General features: G+C 68.3%; 13 protein-coding genes and 3 pseudogenes. 5 read left to right on the forward strand and 11 right to left on the reverse strand.

Annotation, left to right across the window (positions count from 1 at the left end; translation table 11 throughout):
* Positions 1-318: 318 nt before the first annotated feature.
* The 3 genes and pseudogenes from ACZ4WS_RS44360 to ACZ4WS_RS44370 all read left to right on the forward strand — a co-directional run bounded on the left by ACZ4WS_RS44360 (position 319) and on the right by ACZ4WS_RS44370 (position 1,794).
* Complete coding sequence (locus ACZ4WS_RS44360; protein WP_467989397.1) at positions 319-825, forward strand: GNAT family N-acetyltransferase; 507 nt, start codon at positions 319-321, stop codon at positions 823-825.
* Between the two features lie 33 nt (positions 826-858).
* A pseudogene (locus ACZ4WS_RS44365) lies at positions 859-1,445 on the forward strand (helix-turn-helix domain-containing protein); the annotation flags it as partial.
* Positions 1,357-1,794, forward strand: coding sequence for a cytidine deaminase family protein (locus ACZ4WS_RS44370; protein WP_467989399.1), 438 nt, complete (start codon positions 1,357-1,359; stop codon positions 1,792-1,794). The pseudogene ACZ4WS_RS44365 and the gene ACZ4WS_RS44370, both read left to right, overlap by 89 nt.
* Positions 1,795-2,001: 207 nt before the next feature.
* Here the strand turns inward: ACZ4WS_RS44370 and ACZ4WS_RS44375 are convergent, their stop codons facing one another.
* Complete coding sequence (locus ACZ4WS_RS44375) at positions 2,002-2,877, reverse strand: LLM class flavin-dependent oxidoreductase (RefSeq protein WP_467989401.1); 876 nt, start codon at positions 2,875-2,877, stop codon at positions 2,002-2,004.
* Between the two features lie 265 nt (positions 2,878-3,142).
* The gene (locus ACZ4WS_RS44380; protein WP_467989403.1) at positions 3,143-4,162 is read right to left on the reverse strand and encodes an aldo/keto reductase; all 1,020 of its coding nucleotides are present in this window, start codon (positions 4,160-4,162) and stop codon (positions 3,143-3,145) included.
* Positions 4,163-4,316: 154 nt separating this feature from the next.
* On the opposite strand from ACZ4WS_RS44380, the gene ACZ4WS_RS44385 reads away from it, so the two are divergent.
* Positions 4,317-4,907: a TetR/AcrR family transcriptional regulator gene (locus ACZ4WS_RS44385; protein ID WP_467989405.1), complete on the forward strand. Its 591-nt coding sequence runs from the start codon at positions 4,317-4,319 to the stop codon at positions 4,905-4,907.
* A gap of 699 nt (positions 4,908-5,606) precedes the next feature.
* Here ACZ4WS_RS44385 and ACZ4WS_RS44390 read toward each other — a convergent pair.
* The 6 genes and pseudogenes from ACZ4WS_RS44390 to ACZ4WS_RS44415 form a co-directional block, all read right to left on the reverse strand.
* Complete coding sequence (locus ACZ4WS_RS44390) at positions 5,607-5,774, reverse strand: hypothetical protein (protein WP_467989407.1); 168 nt, start codon at positions 5,772-5,774, stop codon at positions 5,607-5,609.
* A 43-nt stretch (positions 5,775-5,817) separates the two neighbouring features.
* Positions 5,818-6,741 (reverse strand): RNA polymerase sigma-70 factor, encoded by a 924-nt coding sequence (locus ACZ4WS_RS44395; RefSeq protein WP_467989409.1) that lies wholly within the window; start codon positions 6,739-6,741, stop codon positions 5,818-5,820.
* 159 nt (positions 6,742-6,900) lie between these two features.
* Positions 6,901-7,374 carry a carboxymuconolactone decarboxylase family protein gene (locus ACZ4WS_RS44400; protein WP_467989411.1) on the reverse strand — a complete coding sequence of 158 codons (474 nt, stop codon included), beginning with the start codon at positions 7,372-7,374 and terminating at the stop codon, positions 6,901-6,903.
* A gap of 130 nt (positions 7,375-7,504) precedes the next feature.
* Positions 7,505-7,849, reverse strand: a pseudogene (locus ACZ4WS_RS44405) (helix-turn-helix domain-containing protein); the annotation flags it as partial.
* A 152-nt stretch (positions 7,850-8,001) separates the two neighbouring features.
* Positions 8,002-8,599 (reverse strand): annotated as a pseudogene (locus ACZ4WS_RS44410) (transposase); the annotation flags it as partial.
* Positions 8,600-8,626: 27 nt separating this feature from the next.
* On the reverse strand, positions 8,627-8,797 hold the full coding sequence (locus tag ACZ4WS_RS44415) for a hypothetical protein (RefSeq protein WP_467989413.1): 171 nt from the start codon (positions 8,795-8,797) through the stop codon (positions 8,627-8,629).
* A 100-nt stretch (positions 8,798-8,897) separates the two neighbouring features.
* On the opposite strand from ACZ4WS_RS44415, the gene ACZ4WS_RS44420 reads away from it, so the two are divergent.
* Positions 8,898-9,443 (forward strand): P-loop nucleotide/nucleoside kinase family protein, encoded by a 546-nt coding sequence (locus ACZ4WS_RS44420; protein WP_467989414.1) that lies wholly within the window; start codon positions 8,898-8,900, stop codon positions 9,441-9,443.
* Here ACZ4WS_RS44420 and ACZ4WS_RS44425 read toward each other — a convergent pair.
* From ACZ4WS_RS44425 to ACZ4WS_RS44435, 3 genes are all read right to left on the reverse strand, one after another.
* Positions 9,351-10,601 (reverse strand): FAD-dependent oxidoreductase, encoded by a 1,251-nt coding sequence (locus ACZ4WS_RS44425; RefSeq protein ID WP_467989416.1) that lies wholly within the window; start codon positions 10,599-10,601, stop codon positions 9,351-9,353. The genes ACZ4WS_RS44420 and ACZ4WS_RS44425 overlap by 93 nt on opposite strands.
* Before the next feature lie 403 nt (positions 10,602-11,004).
* Positions 11,005-11,562: a DoxX family protein gene (locus tag ACZ4WS_RS44430; RefSeq protein WP_467989418.1), complete on the reverse strand. Its 558-nt coding sequence runs from the start codon at positions 11,560-11,562 to the stop codon at positions 11,005-11,007.
* 1 nt (position 11,563) lies between these two features.
* The gene (locus ACZ4WS_RS44435; RefSeq protein WP_467989420.1) at positions 11,564-12,529 is read right to left on the reverse strand and encodes a transposase; all 966 of its coding nucleotides are present in this window, start codon (positions 12,527-12,529) and stop codon (positions 11,564-11,566) included.
* Positions 12,530-12,633 lie beyond the last annotated feature (104 nt).

Raw genomic sequence — 12,633 nt, forward strand, 5'->3', positions numbered from 1 at the left:
CAACTTCGCCCGAGCCCGGTTCACTTCATGTGCGTCCACACCCCCAACATGCCCCCAAACAGGACCGAGACGCAGACGTAACGGAGTCCTACTAGTGCCGCATCAAGCAACGTTCGCCCCGTTGTGATGTGGGAGGGCGAGCTGTAGATGGCGATCCGGCGTGACCACCGTGCAGGCCTGTCGATGCGGGCCCGCGCCGAGCATGCCAACGCCGGTGGGCCGCCACCGGGTCCCCCTGGACGGCCTGCCACTTCCGGCGACGACTGCCCCACCCTCATGTTCGGTGGCACCATCCGGCCGGCCTTGGACAATGCGTCCATGCATATTCGAGCAGTGCACCTGGACGAACTGCCTCTCCTCCAGGACATCGAGATAGCCGCCGGGCGGTGCTTCCGAGACATCGGCATGCCAGAGATCGCCGATGACGAGCCGCTCCCGCTCGGCGAGCTCGCCCGCTACCACCAGGCCGGGCTGGCCTGGGTCGGGGTCCACGACGCCGACATCCCGGTCGCCTACCTGATCGCCGACCGCGTCGACGACAACCTCCATGTCGAGCAGGTGTCGGTGCACCCGGACAGTGCGCGCCGCGGTATCGGCCGGTCCCTATTGGGCCATCTGGCGGACTACGCCGCCAGCGAGGGGGCGCCCGCACTGACGCTCACCACGTTCACCGAGGTCCCGTGGAACGCCCCCTACTACGCGCGCTGCGGCTTCCAGCTCCTGGAGGACAGCGGGCTTACTCCCGGCCTACGGAAGATCCGCGAACGCGAGGCGGCACATGGCCTGGACCAGTGGCCTCGGGCCTGCATGCGCCGGGCGCTGTGACACCGCGGTGCTGTCACTTTGCGGGTGCCCCGCCGCCGCGGCACCGGGTCGGTGGTGACCTGGCGGCGGGCCCAGATGGTGTTGCTGTCCGCGCAGGGCATGCCGGTGGCGAAGATTGCTGAGGTCACCTTCACCAGTGCGGATCGGGTCCCGGAACGTGATCCACAACTTCAACACCGATGGCTTCGACTCCCTCTACCCAAAATACAAAGGCGGTCGGCCGAAGACCTTCACGCTGCCCGAGCGGCGTGAGATCAAGACGATCGTCAAGTCCAGGCCTGCCGAGCACGGCCTGCCGTTTTCGACCTGGAGCCTGGCCCCAACTCGCGGACTTCCTGGTTGCCGAGGGGGTGGTCGACGACATCAGCCACGAGGGCCTGCGCATTCTGCTCCGCGAGGAAGACGTCTCCTTTCAACGGATAAAGACCTGGAAGGCCGCCTCCCGCGATCCGGACTACGCGGCCAAGATGGCGCGCGTCGAGCACCTCTACGTGATCGCCGACCGTCTGAAACCGCACGAAGGCAGAGAAGATGACCACACATCCCCACCGCGTCGATCACGAACTCATCCAGGCCGCGGCCCACGTCGCGCGCACTCGATGCCGCGGCGACAACCACACCATGGCGGCCGCGGCCCGCGTCCGGGACGGCCGGATCGTCACCGCGGTGAACGCCTACCACTTCACGGGAGGCCCGTGCGCCGAGTTGGTCCTCATCGGCGCGGCGGCTGCCCAGGGCGCGTACGAGCTGGACACGATCGTCGCCGTGGGCGACCGCGACCGGGGGGTTGTTCCCCCATGCGGCCGGTGCCGTCAGGTCCTCCTCGACTACTTCCCGACCCTGAAGATCATCGTGGGCGCAGGCGACCGCCTCCGAACCGTCTCTATCACCGACCTGCTCCCCGAAAGCTACGTCTGGGCCGACCACCAACTCGACGCTGAGCAAACCACGCCACTCAGCACGAGCTGACACCGCCAGGCAGCAACGGGGCGAACGTTGCTTGATGCGGCACTGGGTCGCGGAAGTCGCGGGCCAGATCGCAGGCTCGGGCGATGTCCGGGCAGGCGAGGCGGACTTGTTCAAGTTGCTCGACTTCGCTCGTGGTGAGCCGGTCACGGTCCCGCATGATCCAGCCCGCGATCTTGCGAGGACTGGGAATGGTGGCTCAAAAGGTGCTCAGGCCGACGTGCTGATGAGCTCGTCGGTGACCCACCGTGCGACGTCGGCGGGGTAGGGCGCTGGCAGCCCAAGGACGATGTGCCGGAAGCCGGCGTTGATCGCCTCGCCGATCGCGTCCTGGGTGGCACCAGGCCGGTCGTAGGAGACGGGCAGGAAGATCGAGCGGGTGACCGAGGCGGGGTCGCGGCCGATCTCGGCGCAGTAGCGGTCCAGCAGTGCGCTGCGGCGGACGACGTCGTCGATGTCGCCGCCGGGGATGTTCCACAGGTCGGCGTGTTCGGCGACCACGCGCAGCGTCGCGGACGAGCGTCCGCCGATGAGGATCGGCGGGTGGGGGCGTTGGACGGGTTTGGGGTTGCCGAACGCTCCGGTGAGGTGGTGGTAGGTGCCGTGGACGTCGAACGGTTCCTCCTCGGTCCACAGCCGCCGGATCACCGTGCAGGCTTCGGCGAGGCTCCCCACGGCGTGCGCGGAGTCGTGGAAGGGCAGGCCGTGTGCTTCGTACTCGCGCCGGGCCAGGGGGTGGCTGGGGCGTGATCCGACGCCGATGCCGAACTCGAGCCGTCCGCCGGAGACGATGTCGACCGTCGTGGCGATCTTGGCCAGCATCGCGGGCGGCCGGAACCGGTTACTGGTCACCAGCACGCCGAGCCGCAGTCGTCGGGTGTGGGCGGCGAGGGCCGAGAGGAGCGTCCAGCCCTCGTAGGTCGGTCCGTCCGGGTCGCCGCCGATCGGCATGAGGTGATCGAACAGCCACGCATGCTCGATCTCCGGAATCGTGTCCGCCTCGCGCCAGACGCGCAAGATGTCGTGGTAGTCGACCTGCGAGGGGGCGGTCATGATCCCGAAACGGGGCCGGGGTGTGTGCGGCATGGAGTCGGTGGTCCTTTCGACACCGGCAGCGTCGGCTGGGGCGCGCTACCGAGGTTCAAGCGGAACATGTTTCTGGAAGGATGCGATCTTGATTCGCTTGGTCGATTGCAGCGAAGACGTAGCGTTCACCCGCGACGAGCTGCAGCACGTCCATCTCGGCGGGCGCCGGCGAGCTGGAGGAAGAACACCTTCTCGCCGGGCACCTGCGCGATTCCCGCGGGCGCGAGAGCCGCGGGAGAGGATGTGGAGGCCGTCCCTCAGATGATCAGCGGCGCCGCAGTGACGGGTCGAGCAGGGCGGGCGGAGTGTCGTACTTCTCGTGCGCGGCCAGGTCGGTGCCGGGGGCGACGATGGCGTCGATCGCGTCGAGCACGTCGGCGGAGAGCACAGTGTCAGCGGCGGCGAGTTGCGAGTGCAGGTGGTCCAGCGTGCGGGGGCCGATGAGCGCGCTGGTCACAGCGGGATGCGCGGTCACGAATCCGAGCGCGAGCTGGATCATGGTCAGGCCGGCCTCGTCGGCGACCTCGGCCAGCTGCTCGACGGCGTCGAGCCTGGCCCGGTTGGAGGGGATGGTGGTGTCGAAGCGTTGCGGCATGAACGTCGAGCGGCTGGTGGTGATTTCCTGGCCCTCGCGGATCGCGCCCGACAGCCAGCCCGAGGCCAGCGGGCTCCACACCAGCACACCGAGCCCGTACTGCTCGGTCACGGGCAGGACGTGGGTCTCGATCCCGCGCTGCAGGATCGAGTAGCTGGGCTGTTCGGTGACGTAACGGCTCAGGTGGTTGTCGCGGGCGGCCCACTGTGCTTGCACGATGCGGTACGCCGGGAAGGTCGAGGAGCCGAAGTAACGGATCTTTCCCGCGCGTTGCAGGTCGGTCAGAGCCGACAGCGTCTCCTCGTCGCTGGTGCTCGGGTCCCACCGGTGGATCTGGTAGAGATCGACGTGGTCGACACCGAGACGGCGCAGGCTGTTGTCCAGCTCGGTGACCAGCCAGCGGCGCGAGCTGCCCTGGTGGTTGCGCTCGTCACCCATGGGCATGCTCGCCTTCGTGGCCAGCACGATGTCGTCGCGGCGGCCGGCGATGGCTTTGCCGACCATCTCTTCCGATTCGCCGTCGCTGTACATGTCGGCGGTGTCGATGACGTTGATCCCGCCCTCGAGAGCGGCGTCGACGATAGCGGTGGCCTCGTCCTGGGTGGTGCGCCCGATCTTGCCGAAGTTCATCGCGCCGAGCGCGAGGGAGCTGACCTGCACACCGGTGCGGCCCAAGGTGCGGTACTGCATGACCGTGTTCCTCCATTGCTGGTGAAGCGTGGTGGCAATGCGTGGCTTGGTTGTCGGGCCCCTGCTCTGGCATCATGAGCAAACGGAACCTTGTTCCGGAAACATACGGAACGCTGTTCCGTTTGGCAAGCTCGGTAGCGGAGGGAGCGGCGCGGTGAGCGACAGCGACGAGGGCGCAGGGCAGGCAGCCCAGTCCAAGCGGGCGGACGCCCGGCGTAACAAGGAGACTCTGCTCGACGCGGCCGCCGCGGTCTTCGTCACGTCAGGCGTGGAAGCGCCGGTACGCGACATCGCGGCCAAGGCCGGCGTCGGGCTGGGCACGATCTACCGCCACTTCCCGACGCGAGCGGATCTCATCATCGCCGTCTACCGGCACCAGGTCGACGCCTGCGCCGAGGCCGGTCCAGCCCTGCTGGCGACCAGCGCAACTCCTCACGCTGCACTAGGGCAATGGATCAACCTCTTCGTTGATTTCCTGGTCACCAAACACGGACTCGCCGCCGCGCTGCAGTCCGACGACGCCGGCTTCGACACGCTGCACGCCTACTTCCTCGACCGCCTCGTGCCCGTGTGCACCCAACTGCTCGACGCCGCAGCCCGTTCCGGCGAGATTCGATCCGACCTGGAGGCCTACGAGCTCATGCGCGGCGTCGGAAACCTCTGCATCGGCGCGGACAGCGATCCCCGCTACGACGCACGTCGACTGGTCGAGCTCCTCATCGCAGGACTACGCCGACCGCACTGACCATCGGCCAGGCAGCTGATGCAGGCCGGCCACCCCGGCCGCGATGAGCGCGAGGCGCGGACTCTCGGCAGCCCCGCTACGGCCACTCTCTCAAGTGGTGCGTAGCCGGAGCGGGATGGCTCGTAGGACGAGTGCGCCGCGGGCGACCAGGCGCCAGTGGACCACGTCGGCCGCCAGCCATCCGCCACTGGCGGCAAGGAGGTGAAGGGGGATGTGCCACTGACTGGGGTTGACCGCCTGGACGCACTCAACGCGTGCGTAGTAGGCAATGCTGGTCCCGGCCAGGGTGGTCAGCCTCTAACGAGCTCGTGCATGGTTGGCGGTGGCACGTCGAGGAGCCCGGTTCCGCCTCGTGTTCACACTTGCTGATCGGTCGTCAAGGTGGCGGTCTGCTGATGTGAGAGCAGTCCGGCGATGGCTTGGATGGTGTCGGCCATGTGCTCGCGGCGGCCGTGGTGGCGGGCGAAGGCTCGCCAGTTCTCGAGGTGGGCGATGCCGTGCTCGACGCGGATACGGCGGGAGGAGTGGGGCCTTGCGCCGGCGTTCGTGGATTTCCTCGAACCAGTCGGGGGCGTTCTTCTTGAACTTGCGGTGCGGTGGTGTCACCACACGCCCGCCTGTCTGGGCGCCCAGCCCCTGGTAACCGGCGTCGGCCAGGATCTCCACGACGGGCCCACCTGCACGTAGCCTGACCAGGCCTCACTGTCGGGCATGGGTGATGTCCGCGCAGCCGGCCGGCTCGGCAGGGCTGCAGAACAGCAGCCTGCCGTCGGCGTCCGTGACGACCATGGACCTGACGGCGTTCTGCTGGTTCTTGCCGGAGATGAAACGGTCCCGGTCCTTGCGCCCGGCGGCCGGGCGGCGCACCCGGATCTCGGTGCCGTCGATGCGGCCCGCACGACTCCCGAGGTCAGTTCGGCTGCCGGCGGGCCTGCTTCAGCTCGCGGTCGATGGCCCAGGCGTCGGCGACCGGCCCAATGTGGCCGAGCTTGTCGGGATTGACCACCGCGCGGATGGTCTGAATCTGCCCGTCGAGCACCTCGAGGACCAGGGTGTGCAGGACCTTGCCGTCCCGGTCGCGGAAGATCGCGCCGGGCTGACCGTTGACCTCGTGCGGCTCGAACGACACGTCGATCCGGATCAGCCAGGGGAAGACCGTGCCCAACACCCGGGCCACGTTATCCGCGCCCATGATGGCCTTGGCCAGCTGCGGGGCCTTGCCGCCGCCATCCCCGACGAACTGCACATCGGCGGCCAGCAGATCCTGCAGCCCGCCCACATCGCCGTCCTTCAGCGCGTCGAAGAACCGCGTCGCCAGCTCCTGCCGCTCCTGACGGTCCGCCGCGAACCGCGGCCGCCCGGCCTCCATATGGCGCCGCGCCCGCACCAGCAGTTGCCGGCATGCCGACTCCGAACGCCCCACCGCCGCGGCGATCTCGTCGAACCCGAAGGCGAACACCTCCCGCAGCACAAACACCGCCCGCTCCAGCGGGCTGAGCCGCTCCAGCAGCAGCAGCGCCGCCATCGACACCGAGTCGGCCAGCTCCACCGACCGCGCCGGATCCTGATACGGATCGCTCAGCAGTGGCTCGGGAAACCACGGCCCGACATACTCCTCCCGCCGCACCCGCGCGGAACGCAGCACATCGATCGAGATCCGCGTCACCGCGGCCGACAGAAAAGCCTTGGTCGACGTGGGCCGGGTCGCCGAGCCGTCAAAGCGCAGCCATGTCTCCTGCACCGCATCCTCGGCCTCACCCACACTGCCCAGAATCCGATAGGCGATCGAAAACAGCAGCGGCCGCAGCTCCTCGAACTCCTCGACCTTGCTCACGCCGAATCCCCTCCCCCCTTGAAGCCCTCCCACCTGGCCGCACTCGCCGGCGCAGGCATCCTCTGGTGATCATCCGGACCACCGGCAGGCCAGAGTAACGCCCGCGAGCCCGGGGGCCCGGAGCCCGCAGCCGGACCCCGAGCCAGTTGCTGATGCCGTTCAGTGGAACTGCCCGGGCTCGTAGTTGCCGGCCGGCTGCTGGGTGATGACGTTCAGCCGGTTCACCGCGTTCATGAAGGAAACCAGGATCACCAGGGCGGTGAGCGGCTCCTCGTCGTAGTGCTTGGCGGCGTACGCCCACACCTCGTCGCTGACCCCACCGGCCGCATCCGCGACCCGGGTCCCCTCCTCCGCCAGCTCCAGCGCGGCACGCTCGGCCTCGGTGAAGACTGTGGCCTCCCGCCACGCCGCGACCAGGTTCAGCCGCACCGAGGTCTCGCCGGCAGCGGCAGCCTCCTTGGTGTGCATGTCGATGCAGACGGCGCAGCCGTTGATCTGACTTACGCGAAGCGCCACCAGCTCCTGCGTGGCGGTCGGCAGCGGCGAGTCCTTGAGCGCCTTGCCCATCGACATGAAGTACTTGAGGGCCTTGCCGGCGGTCGGGCTGGCGAAGTAGTTCAGTCGCGCGTCCATGGTGTGCTCCTCCGTGTTCGTCAGTGGCTACACCCCTTGAGACGAGGTAGCCCGACCCCCTGTGACATGGACGAATGTGACCTGCGTCTCGGCCGTCGGCGCACGTCAGCCGACGAATTCGGCGTCACCCGCGGTTCGGCACCAGCGTGCCGTCCACGATCAGCACCGCGTCCTTGGCCAACCGCTTGCGGGGCTGCAGCGCGAGCTTCGGCCCGAGAGGGGCGGTGACCCGGTCGGCGGCCGACTTCGACACCCCGAACAACGGCGCCAGTTGCCGCAGCGTCAGGTTGGTACGTCAGTAAACGGCCGCCCGCAGCACCCGGTCCTCCAGCGACAGCTTCCAGGGCCGACCCCGGCCCGGCACGTCGGCGCCCTCGCGGCGCAGCTGAGCCGGCAACTTCCCGAAGGCGCGCGGGCTCAGCCCGGTGAACGGGGCTGTCCAGGATGACTCCGCCCCCGTGATCACGCCAGCCATGACGCAAGATCATCACACATCAAGATCACTTACGGGACAGCCCTTGGTCTCGCGCGTCCGTGAGGCTGGATGTGGAGCGGAATCCTGTCCCTTCATCGCGTCTTGGCGGTCGGCTGGGCCTTGAACTTCCCGTGTCGATACGCGACTTCTTCGCGGGTCGGAGGCCGGGTCAGCAGGGTGATCTCCGCCCAGGTGATCAGCGTTTCGGAGTGCTGGACCAGGCGCTCGTAGTCGCGTGTGTGACGGCGAGGGTGGATGATCCGCGCGAGACTCCGCTCAGCGACCCTGCGGGGCAGCACGACAAATCCGGAGGTGTCCTTGGGACGGCTGACGGTGTTGATGGCGAGGTTGAGGTGCAGTTTCGCCCAGCTGACGAGTTTTCCGGCGTAGGCGGAGGCGGCCCAGACGATGGTGATCTCCGGGTGCATCAGGCGGAGGCGGAAGAGGACTTCCTTGGCCGCGTCGCGGTCGCTGAGCGAGGCGGGGGTGACCATGACCAGCAGCGGAAGGCCGCGGGTGTCCACCACCAGGTACCGCTTACGACCGTTGATTTTCTTCGCGCCGTCGTAGCCGCGGGAGGCTTTGCCGACGGTGTCGGCGGCCTTCACGCTCTGGGAGTCGATCACGGTGGCCACCGCTCTGGGTCCTTTTCGTCTCGCGGCGGATCCTGCCGGCGAGGTGGCTGCGGATCTGGCCGATGAGGCCAACGGCGGCCCAGCGGGCCATGAAGCCCCAAACCGTCCACCAGGGCGTTCTGTGGAATCGGATTTGTCAAGATTATCCCGTCTCGCGCTGTCCAGTGTCGGCGATCGGCACCAGCGTTGCGGTGGCGGGAACTCCGATCTGACGAGATGTCCGTGAGGCCGGGGCGGGGACGTCGGTGAGCCGTTCCAGGAGTTGATCCACGGCGGCTTGTCCGCCGTCGACCGCGGCGCGTCGGTGGTCCATCGGTGATCCGACGACCACGAGAAAGAGTTTCCCTTTTCAGTACCGGCTGCTTCAGGATCACGAGGGCGCGAGGATCCAAATCGACCATAAGGGGGGATCTGTGACCTCAACGGCGCGACCGGTGCTGATTCTTGTCTGCGGGCTTCCTGGCTCAGGGAAGACGACGCTGGCCATGCGCCTCGCGGAGCATGTTCCCGCTGTGCGGCTGTGCCCGGACGAGTGGATGACTGACCTCGGATTGGACCTCTTCGACGAGGCTGCGCGGGACCGTCTTGAGAGACGGTTGTCGAGTCATGCCCAGGACTTGCTCAGGCTCGGACAGAGCGTGATCTTGGAGTTCGGCTTCTGGGGGCGCCCAGAGCGCGACGAAAAGCGGCTGGCCGCACGTGCGCTCGGGGTTGCGGTCGAGCTGCACTACCTCACGGCCTCGCTCGATGAGCTGTGCAAACGGATCGAGTCCCGGAGCGCAAACGGCACCTGGGGTACAGCCCTGGTAACCCGCAAGATGCTCGAAGAGTACGCCGAGCACTTCGAGGCCCCCGAAGAGGATGAACTAGAGCTCTTCGACCAGTCTCCGCCTGGCCGCTTCCGGTGGACGCTCTCGAAGCGCGCCGTATCCAATGAAGTACGCGGGGAGACGGCGTAGCAACCGTGACCCGGTGAGCAGACCCGCGATGCGCTGTGCCCTGTCCACGCTGCCAAAGGGTGGCTGCCCCTGCAGGACGGGAGCGATGAAACGGGCATGGGCCATCCGCTGGAGCGCCTGCGTGACGACCGTGGTGGGACGGCGGCGGCGCTGCACACCGCGCACGTCGCGCAGACCCACGCTCCCGCGACGCAGCGGCTCGACCAGGTACCGAGCGGCAGCCACGGCGTCCTCCACCGCGAGATTGATACCTATGCCGAAGACCGGAGACATCGCGTGCGCGGCGTCGCCGATGCACAGCAGCCCAGGGCGGTGCCAGCGGCGCAGCCGGTCCAGGCGTACGTCGAGGAGCTTGACCTCGTCCCACGAGCGCAGTTGGTACGTGCGGTCTGCGATCCAGGGGACGGCGGCGGCGTAGTCGGCCATGAAGCGGTCGAGACCGGCGGCGCGGCGCTGCGTGTCGGTGCCCTTGGGGATGAGCGCGGCGCACTGCCAGTAGTCCCCGCGGTCGATCATCGCGGTCAGGAAACGGTCGCCGGCCCCACCGACCAGTCCACGCGGGTCCCCTTCGCGCCGCGGCAGCCGGAACCACCAGGCGTCCATCGGGCAGCCGAAGCGGCGCAGTCCCAGTTCCGGCCGGGAGCGCGCCAGTGATCCGCGGCCGTCGCAGGCGACCGTAAGGAGGGCACGCAGCTCGCCGACGCGACCGTCGCAGGTGCGGTAGCGCACCCCAGTCACCCGTCCGCCTTCGATCAGGAAGGAGGTCGCCTCGGTACTCATCCGCAGTTGGAAGGACCGCTCCTGCCGGGCCTCGTCCGCGAGGAGGTCGAGCAGGTCCCACTGGGGCACCATCGCCACGTAGTTGTACGGGCCGCGCAGCACCGCGAGGTCCGCGACTGTGACCATCGACCGGCCGGTCCCGACAGGCAACTGGATGGTGCGCACCCGGCGCTGAGGCAGCCGGGCGAAACGCTCAGCCAAACCCAAGTCGTCCAGCAACGCCAGCGTTGAGGGGTGCACGGTATCGCCGCGAAAGTCACGCAGGAAGTCACGGTGCTTCTCCAGCACCGTGACAGCGACGCCGGCCCGGGCCAGCAGCAGGGCGAGCACCATGCCTGCGGGGCCACCCCCCACCACACAACACGTGGTCCGCTCCATCACAGCCCTGCCCTTCAGGAGAGCCCTAATTCATCACTCGATGAATATTATACTCCCCCGGACCGCAACCCATCCCCAGACGGCCCCCTCCCGCACCTGCGGGGGGGCAGACCCATGCCGACCAGCCGCTGACACGCCGGCAGGCAACGAAGCGGCAACTGCCGGTGCCGTAGATCCACACCCTCCGGGAAACTCGTCGACAGCGGGGATCTCCGAGCGGGCGCGCAGCCGTCCCGCGAGGCGCCCGGCCCGCACGACCTACGCACGCGGCCGCAGCAGCGCGACGGCGGCGAAGCACAAGTGGTCGTTTCAGTGTCTGCTTCGTAGCGCGAACCACCGCACGGAGGGCTGCCCCTCCGAGGAGGCGTCGGCTGTGTTGCGCCGCGGGCGTGTCCCTCAGGGTTCAAAGACTCAGCGTGATCGCAGCGCCGATACCGCCCAGGCCGAGGGCAAGGGCGGCCTCGCCCCAGCCGCCCGCGCCCCAGCGGAAGAACCGGTCGACAGCGAGCCGGCCCGGGCCGATGGCCGCGATGGCCAGAGCAACCACGGCGATGCAGACGCTGTACTCCACGCCGCCGTCCGCCTCCCACAAACCATGGGCGCCAGTGACGGTCGCCATGGCATTGATCATCACGCCGATCAGGGCGGCGGCCGCGAGTGGAGTGAGCAGCCCGAGGGCCAGGCCGAGGCCACCGAGGAATTCGGACAGGCCACCTATCACGGCGAATAGTTTTCCCGGGTGGTAACCGAGGGCGGCGAACCCCTTGCCGGTCGCCGTCAGGCCATCGCCTCCGAAAAGCCCGAACAGTTTTTGAGCGCCGTGCGCGGCCATCAACAGTCCGAAGGTCAGTCTGATGAGCAAAAGGCCCCAGTCGGCGGCGGACGACGTCGGCGCGGTGGTGACGTGCGCGCGCGATTCCGCAGGACTCGAAAGACGGTGCAAGATGCGCTTCGTATACATTTCAATGCTCCGGTAAGAACGCCGGAACGGACGTTACCCCCAGCTCGGACAGAGGCCGAGGCACCGGTCGGCGGTGAGCCCTGCGCAGCCTCGCAGAGCGCAGACCACCCCTCCCGATCCTTCCGCAACGCCCATGATCATGCATCTGGGCGCCAGCGGTTGCACAGCAAACACCGCATCCGCAAACGACCGACACCGGGAGAGGTGTCGACATGGCCGCCCCAGCCGACGAAGCGGCCACACGGCGTCCGGGACACCACTGTCCCGACGAGCCCCGCGTCGCAGGACGGCCCAGCTGCCCCCATCCGGCCCGGGCCTCGACGGCCTGCCGGCTCCCGGAAAGGGCGGCGGCGACGTCTTTGACCCGAAGGCACAGCGAGCCGTCTTCGCCGCACTGCGAGCAACACCCTCCTCCCGACGCCAACCAGAGCCCGCCCACTACGGCAAGCCGCTCGGCATCTTCGCCAGCAGCTCTCGCACGCCGCGGTCGACGGCGCGCAGCACCTTCCGCCGACAAGGTGCAAGTCACAGCTGCGTGAGGATCCGGGTGCGGAGGAGTTCGAAGGAGGCCCGCCCCTACATCGCCCTCTTGAGGGTTTTTGATCCTGTTGACTTGGCCTTCGACAGCGCCGGAGCCGCAGGGCAGGGTGAGGCCGGCAGTGACGGCATCAAGGTGCTGGCGGAGGGAGCCGGCGAAGGAGCGGATCGGCCTCGAGCCGCAGTGTTCGGCTTGTCGGATCCACTCACCCAGCAGGTGGCCGCGGCGGCGACGGACCAGGTCGGTGAAGGCGCGGGCCAGGTCGCAGTCAGTGGTGATGTCCGGGCAGGCCAGCCGGACTTGCTCCAGAGCATCGGCCTCGCGCGGTGAGAGGTTCTCCCACGGCCGCAGGGTCCACCCGATGATCTTGCGGGGAGCCGGGATGGGAGCGAGGGTCGGCACGGCCGTGCCGTCACGTAGGGCCCCCACGTAGCGGAAGAGCGTTGAGTACCCGCCGCGGAAGCCACGTTCGTGAATCTGCTGATACAGCTCCGTGCATCGGTGCTGCCGGCGGCGAACTCGGCCTGCAGGTA

Source organism: Streptomyces sp. NPDC029292, assembly GCF_055569295.1.

Excerpts from the sequence above, each read along its gene's own strand:
- ACZ4WS_RS44360 (WP_467989397.1), top strand. The coding sequence starts at position 319 with ATGCATATTCGAGCAGTGCACCTGGACGAACTGCCTCTCCTCCAGGAC.
- ACZ4WS_RS44370 (WP_467989399.1), top strand. The coding sequence starts at position 1,357 with ATGACCACACATCCCCACCGCGTCGATCACGAACTCATCCAGGCCGCG.
- ACZ4WS_RS44375 (WP_467989401.1), bottom strand. The coding sequence starts at position 2,877 with ATGCCGCACACACCCCGGCCCCGTTTCGGGATCATGACCGCCCCCTCG.
- ACZ4WS_RS44380 (WP_467989403.1), bottom strand. The coding sequence starts at position 4,162 with ATGCAGTACCGCACCTTGGGCCGCACCGGTGTGCAGGTCAGCTCCCTC.
- ACZ4WS_RS44400 (WP_467989411.1), bottom strand. The coding sequence starts at position 7,374 with ATGGACGCGCGACTGAACTACTTCGCCAGCCCGACCGCCGGCAAGGCC.
- ACZ4WS_RS44415 (WP_467989413.1), bottom strand. The coding sequence starts at position 8,797 with ATGGACCACCGACGCGCCGCGGTCGACGGCGGACAAGCCGCCGTGGAT.
- ACZ4WS_RS44425 (WP_467989416.1), bottom strand. The coding sequence starts at position 10,601 with ATGGAGCGGACCACGTGTTGTGTGGTGGGGGGTGGCCCCGCAGGCATG.
- ACZ4WS_RS44430 (WP_467989418.1), bottom strand. The coding sequence starts at position 11,562 with ATGTATACGAAGCGCATCTTGCACCGTCTTTCGAGTCCTGCGGAATCG.